This is a genomic window from Rhodoluna lacicola (assembly GCF_000699505.1).
In the GTDB taxonomy this organism is placed as follows: Bacteria; Actinomycetota; Actinomycetes; order Actinomycetales; family Microbacteriaceae; genus Rhodoluna; species Rhodoluna lacicola.
This window is the reverse complement of record NZ_CP007490.1, coordinates 169207-186165: the sequence shown is the minus strand read 5'-3', so window position 1 is coordinate 186165 and position 16959 is coordinate 169207. Positions and strand designations below refer to the sequence as shown.

14 protein-coding genes are annotated in these 16959 nt (G+C 51.3%); 2 read left to right on the top strand and 12 right to left on the bottom strand.

Translation table 11 applies throughout. The annotated features are described in order from the left end of the window. Positions 1-1335 (top strand): DNA repair protein RadA, encoded by a 1335-nt coding sequence (gene radA / locus RHOLA_RS00920; protein ID WP_038501737.1) that lies wholly within the window; start codon positions 1-3, stop codon positions 1333-1335. 13 nt (positions 1336-1348) lie between these two features. Here radA and RHOLA_RS00915 read toward each other — a convergent pair whose 3' ends face one another. The 5 genes from RHOLA_RS00915 to RHOLA_RS00895 form a co-directional block, all read right to left on the bottom strand. Beyond that, a complete protein-coding gene (locus RHOLA_RS00915) occupies positions 1349-2365 on the bottom strand; it encodes an NAD(P)-dependent alcohol dehydrogenase (RefSeq protein ID WP_038501735.1) in 1017 nt (338 codons plus the stop codon). 22 nt (positions 2366-2387) lie between these two features. Continuing rightward, positions 2388-3860, bottom strand: a complete 1473-nt coding sequence (locus RHOLA_RS00910; RefSeq protein WP_038501733.1) for a mannitol dehydrogenase family protein — start codon at positions 3858-3860, stop codon at positions 2388-2390. A 2-nt stretch (positions 3861-3862) separates the two neighbouring features. Beyond that, positions 3863-4675: a carbohydrate ABC transporter permease gene (locus RHOLA_RS00905; protein WP_038501731.1), complete on the bottom strand. Its 813-nt coding sequence runs from the start codon at positions 4673-4675 to the stop codon at positions 3863-3865. Next, entirely contained in the window at positions 4675-5595 is a 921-nt protein-coding gene (locus RHOLA_RS00900) for a carbohydrate ABC transporter permease (RefSeq protein ID WP_038501729.1), read from the bottom strand. The genes RHOLA_RS00905 and RHOLA_RS00900 overlap by 1 nt, the downstream gene beginning before the upstream one ends. Before the next feature lie 112 nt (positions 5596-5707). Further along, positions 5708-7039 (bottom strand): ABC transporter substrate-binding protein, encoded by a 1332-nt coding sequence (locus RHOLA_RS00895; RefSeq protein WP_051636149.1) that lies wholly within the window; start codon positions 7037-7039, stop codon positions 5708-5710. A 309-nt stretch (positions 7040-7348) separates the two neighbouring features. Here RHOLA_RS00895 and RHOLA_RS00890 point away from each other — a divergent pair, with 309 nt between their 5' ends. Further along, entirely contained in the window at positions 7349-8317 is a 969-nt protein-coding gene (locus RHOLA_RS00890) for an AraC family transcriptional regulator (protein WP_084321303.1), read from the top strand. 6 nt (positions 8318-8323) lie between these two features. On the opposite strand, the gene RHOLA_RS00885 is transcribed toward RHOLA_RS00890, so the two are convergent. The 7 genes from RHOLA_RS00885 to nrdI all read right to left on the bottom strand — a co-directional run bounded on the left by RHOLA_RS00885 (position 8324) and on the right by nrdI (position 16921). Further along, entirely contained in the window at positions 8324-8959 is a 636-nt protein-coding gene (locus RHOLA_RS00885) for a hypothetical protein (RefSeq protein ID WP_038501727.1), read from the bottom strand. Positions 8960-9014: 55 nt separating this feature from the next. Continuing rightward, positions 9015-9521 carry an amino-acid N-acetyltransferase gene (locus tag RHOLA_RS00880; protein WP_038501725.1) on the bottom strand — a complete coding sequence of 169 codons (507 nt, stop codon included), beginning with the start codon at positions 9519-9521 and terminating at the stop codon, positions 9015-9017. 44 nt (positions 9522-9565) lie between these two features. Continuing rightward, complete coding sequence (locus RHOLA_RS00875; RefSeq protein ID WP_038501723.1) at positions 9566-12049, bottom strand: ATP-dependent Clp protease ATP-binding subunit; 2484 nt, start codon at positions 12047-12049, stop codon at positions 9566-9568. 103 nt (positions 12050-12152) lie between these two features. Continuing rightward, entirely contained in the window at positions 12153-13328 is a 1176-nt protein-coding gene (locus RHOLA_RS00870; protein WP_158384475.1) for an Nramp family divalent metal transporter, read from the bottom strand. A gap of 31 nt (positions 13329-13359) precedes the next feature. Continuing rightward, positions 13360-14331, bottom strand: coding sequence for a class 1b ribonucleoside-diphosphate reductase subunit beta (gene nrdF, locus RHOLA_RS00865; protein WP_038501719.1), 972 nt, complete (start codon positions 14329-14331; stop codon positions 13360-13362). Positions 14332-14393: 62 nt separating this feature from the next. After that, a complete protein-coding gene (gene nrdE, locus RHOLA_RS00860) occupies positions 14394-16520 on the bottom strand; it encodes a class 1b ribonucleoside-diphosphate reductase subunit alpha (RefSeq protein WP_038501717.1) in 2127 nt (708 codons plus the stop codon). After that, positions 16520-16921, bottom strand: coding sequence for a class Ib ribonucleoside-diphosphate reductase assembly flavoprotein NrdI (nrdI, locus tag RHOLA_RS00855; RefSeq protein WP_038501715.1), 402 nt, complete (start codon positions 16919-16921; stop codon positions 16520-16522). Before nrdI ends, nrdE begins: the two co-directional genes overlap by 1 nt. Between the last annotated feature and the right edge of the window lie 38 nt (positions 16922-16959).

Here is a 16959-nt window from a genome sequence, read left to right as displayed (position 1 = left end):
ATGGCTGTTGCAAAATCCTCTTTTACCTGCACCGATTGCGGTTGGACCACCCCCAAGTGGGTGGGTCGCTGCGGCGAGTGCCAAGCCTGGGACACCATGCAAGAGGGCAAGGCCGGTGGCGGCCGCGGATTAGGCACCGTGCGCCAAATCAAGCCCGTTGCCATTGTGGGCTCATCTGCTGCAAAGCCAATCACCCATGTTTCGACTGAGCGAGTAGCTGCTTGGTCTACCCAGGTCGGCGAATTTGACCGGGTGCTTGGCGGCGGGTTGGTACCGGGCGCGGTTGTGCTGCTGTCTGGCGAACCCGGCGTTGGCAAGAGCACCCTGCTGCTTGAGGTAGCCGCCAACACCGCCAAGTCGGGCAAGACCGTTTTATATGTCTCTGGTGAGGAATCCGTTGGCCAGATTCGCCTGCGTGCCGAGCGCACTGGCGCCATGAGCGACAACCTATTTATTGCCTCAGAGACAGACCTGTCCACCGTGCTGGGGCAGATTGATGCCGTCTCACCAGAATTGCTCGTGGTTGACTCGGTGCAAACCATTGCCGCCGCAGAAATTGATGGCGCCGCCGGAATGCCATCGCAGATTCGCGAGGTTGCGGCAAATTTGATTCGCATTGCCAAAGAACGCGCCCTGCCAGTTATTTTGGTTGGTCACGTCACCAAAGATGGCAACATCGCAGGTCCTCGCGCGCTTGAGCACCTAGTTGATGTGGTGTGCCACTTCGAAGGCGATCGTCAAACCTCACTTCGTTTCGTGCGCAGCATGAAAAACCGTTTTGGACCTACCGATGAAGTCGGCTGCTTTGAGATGACCGGCGAGGGCATTAACGAAGTGCCAGACCCATCAGGAATGTTTCTTTCTCGAGGCGATGCTCCGGTTAGCGGCACTTGTGTTACCGTAACCGTTGAAGGCAAGCGTCCGCTGATTGCTGAAGTTCAGGCTCTGGTGGTTAAGTCATCTACTCCGCAACCGCGCCGAGTTACCAACGGCGTTGATTCGGCCCGGGTTGCAATGTTGCTTGCGGTGCTTGAGCGTCGTGCCGGATTGCGCTTGAGCGACATGGATGTTTACGTGTCCACAGTGGGTGGCGTAAAACTTACCGAACCCGCATCTGATCTTGCTATCGCTTTAGCAATTGCATCGGCGGTTCAAGACAAACCAATTGCCCACAACCTGGTTGCCTTTGGTGAGATTTCTTTGGCCGGTGAAATCCGAAAAGTTTCCAATGGCAAGGTGCGGGCCAGCGAGGCAAACCGTTTGGGTTTTGTGCGCAGTGTTGATTCCGCCGTTGGTGATTTGAAGGCCGCGCTTGCCTTAGGCCTTAACTGGTAGTCAACTGGTAAAACTACGAACCAGGGTTGACGATAACTTTCATTGAACCTGGCTGCTTGCCCGCGTTCAATGCCGACTCAACATCGTCTAAACCAAATTTGTGAGTGACCAAGACATCTAGGTTCACTTTTCCTGATGCAACCAGCTCGATTCCAGTTGGCCAGGTATTTGCGTATCTGAAAACCCCGGTGACCCAGATCTCGTTATTTTGGATGTGCGAAACCGGAAGATTCATGTCCTCGGTACCAAGACCAACCAGCAGCACGTGACCGGCTGGTCCAACCGCCTTGATTCCGGAATACACGGCTTGGGCAACCCCAGAGGCATCAACGAAAGCATTTACCGCAAGACCCTCAACGTTTTCAGTCCTTGGGTCCATGGCCCTTGTTGCGCCGTGTTTTAGGGCAAAGTCGCGACGATCCTCGGCGATGTCGGTGATTATTACCTCACTGGCACCAAACGCGCTGGCTACCTGCGCCATGATCACACCGATTGGGCCGGCACCTGCAATCAGAACTCGGCTACCAGTTGTGATCTCTGCTCTGCGCGCTGCCCAAATACACACCGATAGCGGTTCAACGAGCGCGGCGGCTTCGAAAGAAACATGGTCTGGAATTTCAAAAGCGAAATCTGACTGAATCTTCACAAACTCGGCAAAGGCGCCGTCAATCGGCGGAGTGGCATAGAACTCGATGTTTGGGCAAAGGTTGTATCGACCGGCGTTGCACTGCTCACAATCTCGGCAGGGGCGCTGTGGCTCCACCGCCACACGTTGGCCAACTCGGCTTGCATCAACCGCAGAGCCAACAGCGGTGATGGTTCCCGAAAGTTCGTGGCCCAGAATTAGTGGCTGCTCAACAATGTAAGGACCAATCTTTCCGTGCTGGTAATAGTGAACGTCGCTGCCGCAGACTCCTACGGCTGCAACCTTTACTAAGACCTCATCAGCGGCTAGTTCTGGAATCGAAATTTCCTTGACTGCCACTTCACCTTGCTTGAGCAGGTAAGACGCCCTCATTGTGTTACTCATTCAAGTTCTCTCTGCTTTATTTCTACTTGACTAATGCTTCAACTGTTTTGTGCGCACCGACTTCAAACAGCGAGTTCAGCGCTGCCAAGTAAGGCTTGGTGAATTTTTCGTTATCAACGAGGTTGCCAAACAGCTGTCTATTTTCAATAAAAGCCAATGGGTGTTCGCGTTGAGTCTTTGCGATGGCAATCAACTCATCCTTAAGAGGATCAACTACGTTTATTGGCTCACCCTGTTCGTCGATTGCTTCTGCATAGCGAGCCCAGCTCGCCACAATTGCAGCCGATAGGGTGACGTCTCCCCCTTGAGCTAAGCGCTCATGGATGACCGGAACCAACCACTTAGGAATACGGTCGGAAGACTCCGCGCATAGGCGGGCCAAAGTGTCTTTTACTTCTGGGTTAGAGAAGCGCTCAATGAGCATGTGGCGATACCCGTTTAGGTCCACTCCCGGCACCGGCAACAGGGTTGGCGTTGCCTCGTGCTCCATGTAGTTCAACAAGAACTTCGCAATCGCCGGATCTGTAGTTGCCTCGTGGGCGTATCGGTATCCACTTAGGTAACCGAAATAGGTTAGGCCTTGATGGCTTGCGTTCAACAGACGCAGCTTCATCAACTCGTAGGGCATAACGTCTTTAACCATCTGCACGTCTGCCTCTTCGAGGGGCGGACGACCAAGACTGAATTCGTCATCGATTACCCACTGAAAGAAAGGTTCCGCAACAACCGGCCACTTGTCTTCAAGACCAGTCAGGGTTGGTACCTCGGCGATGTCTTCTGCAGATGTCACCGGGGTGATTCGGTCAACCATTGAGTTGGGGAAATGCACGTTGGTCTCAACCCAAGCGCCTAGTTCGGCATCCTTGAGCTTGGCAAAAGCCGTAAACATTTTCTTGGCCACCTCACCGTTGGCCTGGATGTTGTCACAGGATTGAACGGTAAACGGAGCAATGCCGCGTTCTCTGCGAAGTCGAAGTCCCTCAATGATGTAACCAAATGCGGTTGACGGCACAGCGTTAGCCTGCAGGTCGGCAGCAACGGCCGGGGTCTCCGCCATAAACTCGCCGGTTACCCGATCAAAGTTGTAGCCACCCTCGGTGATGGTTAGCGAGACAATCTTGGTATCTGGGCTAGCCAGCTTTTCAAGCAGTACCTGTGGGTCATCGGGAGCAAAAATGTAATCAACAATGCTGCCAATCACCGATGTTTCGCGGCGACCATCGGGGTGCTTTAGAACCAAGGTGTAAAGACAATCCTGTTCGGCAAACACGTCGCGCATTTTGCGATCGTGCTCCAGCAAGCCCACTCCGCAGATTGCCCACTCTTTCGCGAGGCCCGCGTTTAGCAAGCGGTCGATGGTCATGGCCATATGTGCGCGGTGAAAACCACCCACACCAAAGTGCACAATGCCGGTCTTCAATTGGGTGCGGTCGTAATTAGGTGTCGCCACACCTGGGGAAACATCCTTAAGAGTCGCCATAGAAAGCTGTGCCATTGTTACTTCACTGCACCCATCGCTAGACCACGAACCAATTGCTTCTGAGCAACCCAACCGGCAATCAAAACCGGAAGAGCGGCAACCATGGCTGCAGCTGAGAGCACACCTAGGAACAAGCCTCGACCGTCAACAAAAGATGCAAGGAACGGAGGTGCTGTTTTGGCGTCTGACGTGGTCAGCAGAGTAGCCAAGAAGTACTCGTTCCAAGAGAAGATGAAACAAATTAGCGCCACCGCTGCAATACCGGGCAGGACGATTGGCAAAACAATTCGAATCAGCTCGGTGCGGAAGTTGGCTCCATCAATCTGAGCCGCCTCAACGATGTCAATTGGTACCTCGTTGAAGAATGAGCGCATCATCCAAACTGCAATTGGCAAGTTCATGGCTGCGTAAACCAGTGACAAAGCGTTGATGTTGTCTAGCATTCCCAAACTCTTGAAGATCATGTACAGCGGCAGCAGTGAAGCTGCGGCGGGCATGAACCTAGTTGAGATGAAGAAGAATAGTGCATCCTGCACACTCTTGATTGGACGAATTGAAAGCGCGTAGGCCGCAGGAATGGCCAGCAAAAGCACGATTACGGTAGACACCACGCTTGAGGTCACCGAGTTGGTTAGGTAGTCAATCATGCCGCGGTCCATAAGCCGTTGGAAACCACCAAGATCCGGTTCAAAGAAAATGGTTGGCGGAATCGCTGATGCATCCTGCTCACTCTTGAATGCGTTGATGAACATCCAGAAAACCGGGAAGAAGAACAGCAGCACAATTACCCAGGTTCCCGCTGTAATTAGATTGCCTTTTAGATTACGCATTAGCGGTTACCTCCATCCATAAACACCTTGAACAAATTGCGCAGCGCGACAGTCGCAACCACGATGGTCAACAACACGGTGACCACACCATAGGCAGCGGCCTCACCCACGTTCAGACCAACGAATGCTCTTTCATACAAGAGGTAAGAAAGGGTCTTGGTGCCTCCGGTGCCCTTGGTGATAATCGCAATCGGGTCAAACACCTGCAGCAGCATGATCGTGCCAAGCAGCACAGCAATTTCTACATACTGACGAAGGTGCGGCAGGGTAATCCATTGAAAGGTTCGCCAGGCTCCGGCGCCGTCAACCGATGCAGCTTCAAGCACCTCACGGCTCTGGCTCTGCAAACCCGCCAACAGAATCAGCATCATGAATGGCGTGTACTGCCAGGTCAGCATGATTACAACCACTGCGAACGGTAGATCGGTGGTCCACTGAATTGGTGTGCCACCCAAAACCTCGGTGACCCAGCTAAGAATGCCCACGTTGCTGTCGAACATTGAGTACTTCCAAATCAGTGACGCAGCCGCCGGCATCAGCAGAAACGGAGTGATTAGCAGAGTGCGAGCTAGTGCCTGGCCTCGGAATTTTCTGTCGAGCAAGATGGCAAGCACCAAGCCAAGGACCACAGAAAAAATCACCGATAGTGATGTGATGCCCACTGTTGAAATTGTTGCTGGCAGCAGGTCACCCTTTTCAAAAACCGCTAGATAGTTTTCAAACCACGCGAACTTGACTTCAGTCGGCTTAAGTAGGTTCCACTCAAGGGTGGAGAAATATATGGTGACAAGGAAAGGAATCTGAGTCAGCACAATGCTGAAAATCAGAGCTGGAAGAATAAGTGCACGAGAAAGGCGGACCTTTTTCAGATAAGTCTTTTGCTTCACAACCGGAACTGCAGCGGTTGTTTTTGAGGCCATCGTGAGAACTTCCTTGTCAAAATTTTTAGTGCGTTTTTGTTTACTACTAGAAATAGTTTCCCGGGACCAACCGGAAATCGGCCGGCCCCGGGAACTACTTTTTTACTGCTTTTTACTTGTGTGCGTCACCAGCTACTTGAGCGATCTTCTGACCGGCATCAAGTGCTTCCTTGACGGTGGTGCGTCCAGCAATCGCATCAGCTACTAGCTGAGCAACCTGGTTTCCAACTTCCTGGAACTCAGGGATTGCTACGTACTGGATACCAACCCAAGGCTGAGGGTTTACACCAGGCTGTACTGGGTTCACAGCGTTCATTACCTCTAGGGTAATTGGGGCGTAAGCCTTTGCTGCTTCCTTGTACTCAGGAATCTCGTAGGTTGAGATACGTGCGCCAGGTGGAACCTTTGACCAACCAAGCTTTGTTCCAACTAGGTTGTGGTATTCCTTTGAGGTTGCCCACTTGATGAACTTGATAGCTGCATCCTTGTGCTGGGTGTTAGCTGGAACAGCTAGGTTCCAGCTCCATAGCCAACCTGACTCCTTGGTCTTTACAACCGGAGCGTGTGCGTATGCAAGCTTGCCCTTTACAGGTGAGTCATCAGCTTCTAGGAATGAAGCAGCTACAGATGCGTCGTACCACATTGCAACTTTTCCTTCCTTAAGTGCGTTCATGCACTCGTTGAAGCTGTAGTCAACTGGGTTTGGCTGGCCAGCCTCGTCAAGCAAGTTCTTGTAGAAAGTAACTGCCTCTACGAATGCTGGTGAGTTAACCTGTGCATCCCAGTTCATGTCGTACCAGCTACCACCGAAAGTCTGAACCACGGTAGTTAGAGGAGCGAACAAGTCACCCCAACCAGGCTTGCCGCGTAGACAGATACCTGCGGTGTCCTTGGTCTTTACAGCCTTTGCAACCTTTGCAACTTCTTGCCAGGTTGGGTTGTTTGAAATCTTCTGACCGGCAGCATCAAGAATTTCCTTGTTGTACATAAGGATTGATGACTCACCGTAGAAAGGAACAGCGTACTGCTTGCCGTCAACTGATAGAGCTGAACGAACTGGAGGCAAGATGTCCTCTACGTCGTATGTATCGTCGGCTAGATCAGCAGTTAGGTCAGTTAGCCAACCGTTAGCGCCCCACTGTGGAACTTCGTAAGCACCGATAGTCACGATGTCATACTGTCCAGCTGCGTTAGCCACGTCAGCGGTTACTGCGCTACGAAGGTCGCCTTCTTCCATAACCTGGAAGTTAACCTTGATACCTGGGTTGGCTGCCTCGAACTCGCCCTTTAGCGACTCCATGTCAACCATGTTTCCGTTGTTAACAGTTGCCAAGGTAAGAGTTACGTCTTCCCCTGCGCCTGCATCTGATACACATCCGCTTAGTGCTAGAGCTGAGATACCCAGCATTGCACCAAGGGTCATTGCGCGCTTCTTCAAAAGCATTGATACTCCCTTGTTTTCGTTGCTACATGTTTTTCCGGATTTTCACCGGGAAGATAGCGCCAATGCGCTGATCTGTATTTAGAAGTTACATATGGCTTGATAACAAAGAAGTAACTTCATGGTTCAAATGACATCAAATACTGGTACTATTTTGCCAAGCAAAAAAATACCAATTTGGAAAAATAGTATCGGCAAAAAAGTATCAGATACTCGCAAGACCCGCAAAATAGAGGCAAAGTGTGTATTTAAGAGTGCGCTTTTTGTACTCACGCAAATGCCCTAAAAACCGAGTTTAGGAAAATTAGTGTTATGAATCCGTTACCCCCAAAAACGCTACAGCCCGAAAAAATCGCGCAAAACCTGTTGGGTAAACCGGCTGCTCTTGAGGTAATTCCACCAAACCCATTCCACTCATTCCGCAGCTTCTCACACGACTTTCCAGCCGAGATCGCGCGCTGGCAATACCACCCGGAATACGAGATTCACCTAATTCGTGAGGGAACCGGAAGTTACCTAATCGGTGATGTGATCGGAACCTTTGAGGCTGGCCACGTGGCATTTATTGGTTCAGGCTTGCCACACGACTGGATGAGTAATTTGCAACCAGGTCAAGTAATAAAGAATCGCGATGCAGTGATTCAGTTCTTACCAGAATTTATAAACGGCCTAATGGAAACAATGCCTGAGTTGCGTGACTTAAAACCTCTGCTAAAGGAATCAAGTCAGGGAATTATCTACTCCGGTGAAACTGCTAAGCGCGCCGCAAAAGAAATTGAAGCAGTGAATTCAAGCTCTGGTACTCGAAGGATATTGCACTTGCTTGCACTCTTAGTGCTCTTTGCTGAAGCACCGAAGAAAGAAAAACAAACCATTGCCAAGCAGTGGTTTACACCTAACGCAAGCGATGAAGGCATTTCAGCAGTGGAGTCCGGCGTGAAATATATTTTTGACAACCTAACTAAAAACATTCGCATGTCAGAGGCAGCAAAGCGTGCCCACATGTCGGAACCAACTTTCTCAAAGTACTTCAAAAAAGCCAGCGGTCTTACCTTTAGTGAAATGGTGCGAAAGATGCGCATTGCCCACGCCTGCCGAATGCTAGAAGACACTAACGAAACAATTTCAAGCATTTGTGCCGCCAGTGGCTACACCAATCTGGCAAATTTCAATCGTCAGTTTCTTGCCGAAATGGATATGACTCCATCTTCCTATCGATTACTTGATGATCAGAAGAGACCAGAAAAAAGAATTTTAAGTCTTGGTCTTGTTGGCGAGTGATTCTGCTCAATTCAGGATGAACTGTGAGGTTTCCTTAGAAACCGCTCCGCCAACTTCAACGCTGAGGTGATACGAAGCTCCGCCAGCAGTAACCGGTGCCTGCTCTGCTCCACAGCCCGTTGATGAAGATTTGACTCGGTACCAATCACTCATTGGGCTCTTAATGGGTTCGTTAGGTTTCAAAGTGAGTACCGCAGAGGTCAAAGCCGTCCGATCGCAATTTTCTGAAGTCCAAATGGTTTCGCTACCGCTGGTAACAGTAAAGAAGGTGCCCTTGCCACCTACGTCAAAGGTGCAGTCTTTAGCCCCCACATTGGTAATCCGATAACCAAAGAACGGATTTATCCCGGTGTCAAAACTGGCCTGCGGATTGGCGTTTGCATCACCAACAATTGGCTCAAGCAAAATGCTCTCGGCGGCACACGCCGCAACAGTGCCATTGGCATTTGACCCACCGGGGGCTGCGCTACCGCCACCAAAGATTCCCTGCACAAAGCTAACGGCTGCCGCCACCAGACCCCCCACCAAAGCCACCAGGGCTGCCAACACAACCAGAGCGATAATCCGGCGACGCAGGTAAACAGACTTGCTGCGAGCAACCGGACGCTGGCGGTTTCTTGGGTCGTGACGCGAATTACTCATAAAAATAGAGTATCCAGCGAACCTTATAAATGCCTTTAGGCTGCTGGCTTTGAAATTAAAGGGTCTTGAGCATTCGGGTGTTGCCCAAAGTGTTCTGCTTAACCCGGGCTAGATCCAAGAACTCTGCAACACCGTCGTCGTGGGAACGCACCATCTGTTCAAAGGTGACCTCATCAACCGGAACATCAGAAATTTCCTTGAAGCCGTGCTTGCCAAAGAATTCGGTTTCAAAGGTCAGGCAAAATACCCGCTTGATGCCCACCGATTCAGCCTTGGCCAGCAGAGCCTCGAGCACCGCGTGACCCACTCCGGTTCCCCTTAGGTTTTCACGAACCACCATTGAGCGAACTTCGGCTAGATCTTCCCACATGACGTGCAGCGCGCCGGCACCAATGACCTGGCCAGATTCGTCAACTGCCACCAAGAACTCTGGCACCGCTTCATAAAGACTGACCAGTTCGTGACCAAGTAGCACCTTTGAGCCCTCAAGCTCCTGACGCATGGCCTGAATTGCCTTTACGTCTGCGGTGCGGGCAGGCCTTACGTTGATCTTGCTGGTCATCCTTTAAGCATAGTTATGCCACCCAAAAACAGATGACGCCTAAACTATGCTTCTAGTTCACCAATCGGTCCGCCTACAACTACCGGCGCTGAGTGCAAACGAGAACTAAAGGTGAATTCACCGTTTACAAAATCAACGTCAATGTGTGACGCATTCTTGAGTTCTCCGTGCATGATTTTCTCGCTGAGCTTGTCCTCGATTTCACGCTGCACTGCACGACGCAATGGTCGAGCACCCAGCGTTGGGTCAAAGCCAATCTCAATCAAACGGTCCTTAGCGGCCTGAGTTACCGAGATTGTCATGTCACGGTCCTCTAGACGAACAGCAAGGCGCTTGATGAACAGATCAACAATCTGAACTAACTCGCTCTTGATGAGCTGAGGGAACACGATGGTCTCGTCAACGCGGTTTAGGAACTCCGGACGGAAGCTCTTCTTAAGCTCCTCATTGACTTTGCCCTTCATGCGCTCGTAGTCGTTGGCGTTGTCGCCCTCAAGGTTGAAGCCCATCGCACCGCGAGAAATATCACGAGTACCAAGGTTGGTGGTCATGATGATGATGGTGTTCTTAAAGTCAACAACGCGACCCTGACCATCAGTCAAACGACCCTCTTCAAGAATCTGCAACAGTGAGTTGAAGATATCTGGGTGAGCCTTTTCAATCTCGTCGAACAGCACAACGCTGAATGGCTTGCGGCGAACCTTCTCTGTTAGCTGGCCACCCTCTTCGAATCCAACGAAGCCCGGAGGCGCACCAAACAAACGAGACACGGTGTGCTTCTCGCCGTATTCAGACATGTCTAGTGAGATCAACGCACCTTCGTCGTCGAAGAGGAACTCTGCCAGCGCCTTGGCCAGCTCTGTCTTACCAACACCGGTAGGTCCGGCAAAGATGAATGAACCCGATGGGCGGTTTGGGTCCTTCAAGCCAGCACGCTGACGACGGATTGACTTGGAGATCGCGCTGATGGCGTCTTCTTGGCCAATCACACGCTTGTGCAACTCGTCTTCCATGAAGATCAGCTTGGCGCTTTCTTCCTCAGTCAACTTGAATACTGGAATGCCGGTGGCCTGAGCAAGCACCTCGGCAATTAGACCCTCGTCAACAATTCCCTGCGCGGCAACTGAGCCAGCACGGTACTGCTTCTCCATCTTTACGCGCTCAATGTTCAGCTGCTTTTCTTGGTCACGCTTTGATGCGGCCAACTCAAAGTCCTGGTCCTCGATTGCCTTTTCTTTTTCAACCCTGATGGCAACAATCTTCTCTTCGATCTCGCGAAGCTCCGGAGGTGACGACAAAATCGAAAGACGCAAACGGGCACCGGCCTCGTCGATCAGGTCAATCGCCTTGTCTGGCAAGAAGCGATCGGTGATGTAGCGGTCAGAAAGCTGAGCCGCGGCAACTAGCGCGCTGTCGGTGATTGACACCTTGTGGTGCACCTCGTAGCGGTCGCGCAGACCCTTCAAGATATTGATTGCCTGTGGCAGTGACGGCTCGTTAACCATTACCTGCTGAAAGCGGCGGGTAAGCGCGGCGTCTTTTTCAAAGTGCTTGCGGTATTCATCAAGAGTTGTAGCACCGATGGTCTGCAGCTCACCACGGGCCAGTAGTGGCTTCAAGATTGAGGCGGCGTCAATCGCGCCCTCGGCAGCACCGGCTCCGACCAGGGTGTGAATTTCATCGATGAAAGTGATGATGTCGCCGCGAGTGCGAATCTCTTTGGTCACTTTCTTTAGGCGCTCTTCAAAGTCACCGCGGTAACGTGAGCCCGCAATCAAAGAACCCATGTCTAGGGTGTAGAGCTGCTTGCCCTTCAAAGTTTCAGGAACGTTGCCATTGATGATTGCCTGAGCTAAACCTTCAACAACAGCGGTCTTACCAACACCCGGTTCACCAATCAGGATTGGGTTGTTCTTTCCGCGACGAGAAAGAATTTGCATCACGCGCTCAATCTCACGTTCGCGACCAATCACCGGGTCAAGTTTTCCGTCTGCGGCGGCTTGAGTTAGGTTGCGACCAAACTGGTCAAGAATTTGTGAGCCCTTTTGCTTTTCTGATGTGTCGCCACCAACGGCAACCGCTTCTTTACCCTGGAAACCAGAAAGCAATTGAATTACTTGCTGACGCACGCGGTTGGTGTCGGCGCCCAATTTGGTAAGCACCTGAGCCGCAACGCCTTCACCCTCGCGAATCAAACCAAGCAATAGGTGTTCGGTGCCGATGTATGAGTGACCAAGCTGTAGAGCTTCACGAAGTGAAAGTTCCAAAACTTTTTTTGCACGCGGAGTAAAAGGAATGTGTCCGGTTGGTGCCTGCTGACCCTGGCCGATGATTTCCTGAACCTGCTCGCGCACGGAATCAAGATTGATGCCCAGCGACTCAAGTGCCTTTGCGGCCACTCCCTCGCCCTCGTGAATCAAACCCAAAAGAATGTGTTCGGTACCGATGTAGTTGTGATTCAGCAGCTTGGCTTCTTCTTGAGCCAACACCACAACGCGACGAGCCTTATCGGTGAATTTCTCGAACATTTTTACTCCTTTGCCAGCCCAATTGAACCGTATGTAAAAATGCTAGGTTGCCTTGCCACCCTTTTGTGGCCTGTTCGCTATGGGGTAAATCAGCGCCGGTTGGTCAGGCGATAGGAAGCAGGCTCCACGCGTTGAGTCCAACCAGAATGGCCAGCAGCAGGCCGGCAAGCAGTTTGGTGCGAAGACGGTTAACGTACTTGCCCATCAGCTTGCTCTGACCGGTCAGCCAAACCAGCGGCCCCAGGGCCAGCGGCAAGCCAAAGGCCAAGGCAATCTGACTGATCACCAGCACCGCGGTGGAGTCGGGCACCAGGGCCAGAATCAACACCGATGGCACTATTGAGATCAGACGTCTGACCCGAGCGCTGACCTTTAGGTTGGTCAGCCCGCTCATCACCGATGCCCCTGCGTAGCCACCCACCGCTGACGAAGCCAGGCTGGAGGCCAGCAGGCCGATGGCAAACATGGTGCCAAAGATCTGACCGTGGAATTCCGAAATGTGTGCCACGGCTGAGTCAATGGTCACCTCTTCAACATCGCCGGCAACTGTGACCGCACCAACCAACAAAATACCGATGTTGGCAATGCCGGCAATTCCCATGGCAACTGAAACGTCTAGCCTGGTCCACTTAAGTAGGCGACGCTTTTCGTCATCTTTGGCTTTGCCAAAACGCTCGGCGGTTAGCGCCGAGTGAACGTAGATTGCGTGCGGCATGATGGTGGCGCCTAAAATACCAAGCGCCAAAAACAGTTCATCGCGCTCTGAAATTTGCGGCACCAGTCCAAGGGCAAGTGCTGCCGCGTCAATCTGACTTGTGAAGAGACTGGATACAAATCCAATAATCGTCACGGCCATCAGGCCGACCACAACGGCAATAAAGATGCCAACTTTTTCTTGACGCGCAAGTGACAAAATCAGGAACGCCGCTGCGCCAACTATTACCGCACCAAATATTGGATTGAGACCAAACAGCAGGTGCAGGGCAATCGCGCCACCCACGATTTCGGCCAACTCGGTGGCCAGAATCATGGCCTCGGCTTGCAGCCAATAAAGCAAACGCAGCCAACGTTTTTTGATTGCCGAACCCAGTAGTTCCGCCATGGATTTGCCGCTGGCAATCGCCAGCTTTGCGGAAAGATATTGAACCAACCAGGCACCGATGTTGGCAAAAACAATTACCCAAATAAGCGCGTAGCCAAAGCGCGCTCCGCCGGTTAGGTTTGTGGCCACGTTGCCTGGATCTATATAGGCAACACCAGTTGCTAAAGCCGGGCCCACAAATGCGAGCCCGGCCTTAGGAAATGATCTGTTAGAAGTCCCAGTCATCGTCTTCGGTAGCTTCGTGCTTACCGATAACGTATGACGAACCTGATCCTGAGAAGAAGTCGTGGTTCTCATCTGCGTTTGGTGACAGTGCAGACAAGATTGCCGGGCTAACTTCTGAAACTTCCTTAGGGAACAACGGGTCAAAACCTAGGTTCATCAGGGCCTTATTTGCGTTGTAGTGCAGGAAGTGCTTTACGTCCTCGGTCAAGCCAAGTGGGTCATATAGATCCGCGGTGTACTTGATTTCGTTTTCGTATAGCTCTAGAAGCAAGTCGTAGGTGTAAGACTTCAGCTCGTCGCGACGCTCCTGGGTCTCTAGTTCCATTTGCTTCTGGAACTTGTAGCCAATGTAGTAACCGTGAATGGCTTCGTCACGAATGATCAAGCGAATCAAGTCACCGGTGTTGGTGAGCTTGGCGCGTGATGACCAGTACATAGGTAGGTAGAAACCTGAGTAGAACAGGAATGACTCAAGCAGGGTTGAAGCCACCTTACGCTTTAGCGGGTCGTCACCGCGGTAGTAGCCAAGAATGATCTCGGCCTTCTTCTGCAGGTAAGGGTTCTCTTCTGCCCAGCGGAAAGCCTCTTCAATCTCTTCTGTTGAACACAGGGTAGAGAAGATCGATGAGTAGCTCTTGGCGTGCACCGACTCCATGAAGGCGATGTTGGTGTAAACAGCTTCTTCGTGTGAGGTCAGTGCATCAGGAATTAGTGAAATGGCTCCCACGGTTCCCTGAATGGTGTCCAGCATGGTCAGACCGGTGAACACGTGACGGGTCAGGTTTTGCTCCTGAGGAGTCAGGGTTGCCCATGATGGGATGTCGTTAGACATCGGCACCTTTTCAGGCAGCCAGAAGTTAGAGGTCAGTCGGTTCCAAACATCAAGGTCCATTGAGTCCTCGAGCTTGTTCCAGTTGACCGGACGAGTGATACCAGCAAGTGTTGTGGTTGCCATCGTGTTCTCTCTTCTTGAATCTTGGGTTATTTATCTTAAGCGGTTTTTATGCTGAAAAATTTCTACAGCATGCAACTTACGCACTCGCCAACTTCGGTGCCTTCCAGCGCCATCTGACGAATACGTACGTAGTAAATGGTCTTGATTCCTGCGCGCCAAGCCTGAATCTGCGCCTTGTTAACATCGCGAGTGGTTGCGGTGTCTTTGAAGAACAGTGTCAGCGATAGACCCTGATCTACGTGCTGGGTGGCAGCGGCGTAGGTCGCGATTATCTTTTCTGGGCCAATCTCGTAGGCATCCTCGTAGTACTCAAGGTTGTCGTTGGTCAAGAACGGGGCTGGGTAGTAAACGCGACCCAACTTTCCTTCCTTACGAATTTCAATCTTTGACGCAACCGGGTGAATCGAGCTGGTTGAGTTGTTGATGTAAGAAATCGATCCGGTCGGTGGCACCGCCTGAAGGTTTTGGTTGTAGATACCGTGAGTCATCACGCTGTTCTTCAACTGAGTCCAGTCGGTCTGGTCTGGAATTGCAATTCCAGCCTTGGCGAATAGCTCGGCAACCTTTGGAGTCGCTGGCTTCCATTCCTTTGAAACATACTTCTCAAAGAACTCACCGGTGGCGTACTTTGACTTCTCAAATCCACCAAAGGTCTTGCCGCGCTCGATTGCTATCTTGTTAGATGCCTTCAGTGCGTGGAACAAAACGGTGTAGAAGTAGATGTTGGTGAAGTCGATGCCCTCTTCTGAGCCGTAGTGAACGCGCTCGCGTGCCAGGTAACCGTGCAGGTTCATCTGGCCAAGGCCAATTGCGTGTGACTGCTCGTTACCGTACTTGATTGAAGTTACTGAATCAATGTCGCTCAAGTCAGAAACCGCGGTTAGCGCACGAATGGCAGCCTCAATGGTGCGACCAAAGTCAGGTGAGTCCATGGCCATCGCAATGTTGAGTGAGCCAAGGTTGCAAGAGATATCCTTGCCCACCTTGTCGTAGCTCAGGTCTGCGTTGTAGGTAGTTGGGGTGTTCACCTGAAGAATCTCAGAGCAAAGGTTCGACATGTTGATGCGACCCTCAATTGGGTTCTCACGGTTTACGGTGTCTTCGTAAACGATGTATGGGTATCCAGACTCAAACTGTAGTTCGGCAATTGTCTCGAAAAGCTGACGCGCCTTGATCTTGGTCTTCTTGATGCGTGCATCGTCAACCATCTCTTGGTACTTCTCAGTAACTGAGATGTCGCTGAACGGAACGCCGTAGACCTTCTCAACATCGTAAGGAGAGAACAGGTACATATCGTCGTTATTCTTAGCCAACTCAAGGGTCACGTCTGGAACAACAACACCAAGGCTCAGGGTCTTGATGCGAATCTTCTCATCGGCATTCTCACGCTTGGTGTCCAGGAACTTCATGATGTCTGGGTGGTGAACGTTTAGGTAAACCGCACCCGCACCCTGACGCGCACCTAGCTGGTTGGCGTAAGAGAATGCATCCTCGAGCATCTTCATAACTGGAATAACACCCGATGACTGTCCCTCTATCTTCTTGATCGGAGCGCCAGATTCGCGAATGTTGGTTAGTGATAGCGCAACACCGCCACCGCGCTTTGAAAGCTGCAGTGATGAGTTAATCGCGCGAGCGATTGACTCCATGTTGTCTTCGGTGCGTAGCAAGAAGCAAGATACGAACTCGCCGCGCTGCGCCTTGCCGCAGTTAAGGAAAGTTGGTGTTGCCGGCTGGAAACGACCGGTGATCATTTCATCTACCAACATGCGTGCGGTTTCTTCATTACCTTCAGCAAGGGTTAGCGCAACCATTACCACGCGGTCTTCGAAACGCTCTAGGTAGCGTGCGCCATCAAAAGTCTTAAGCGCGTATGAGGTGTAGAACTTGTATGCGCCTAAGAATGACTGGAAGCGGAACTTGTATGAGTAAGCAAGCTTGGTGAGCTCTTCGATGAACTCAAATGAATAAGTCTGTAGGAACCCTGGCTCGTAGTATTCGTGCTCGACCAGGTAGTCAAGGCGCTCACGTAGCGAGTGGAAGAACACGGTGCTCATGTTTACGTGCTCTAGGAAGTACTCGCGGGCAGCTTCCTTATCTTTATCGAACTGGATCTTTCCGTTGGCATCGTAAAGGTTAAGCATCGCGTTTAGCTCGTGGTAGCTGTAGTTGCCGCGAGGCTTTGGCATCACTGTAGTTTCCAAAGGAGTTCCATCTTTTCTTTTACGGTGGCTACGTCATTCGGCGTACCCAATAATTCAATTTTGTAAATCAGCGGAACTGAAGTTTTTCTTGCGATCACTTCAGCAGCTCTGCAGTACTTGTCACCAAAGTTTGTGTTTCCGGCACCGATAACTGCCTTCAAAAAACTTCTGTTGACGGGGTCGTTCAAAAAACGAATTACCTGCTTCGGAACACTTGTCTCGTCGTCTCCCAAACCGTAGGTCGGAGAGATCAAAACATATGGAGCCGAAACTTGAAGGTGTTCGTCTGTCGCGTAGAGAGGGATTCGAAAGTTCCGAATCCCTAACTTGTCGACAAATCTTTTTGTGTTCTCTGACACGTTTGAGAAGTAAACGATGTCGAACACAAGATATCTAGTCGGTTTGAGTCTTAGCTATTTTGAAT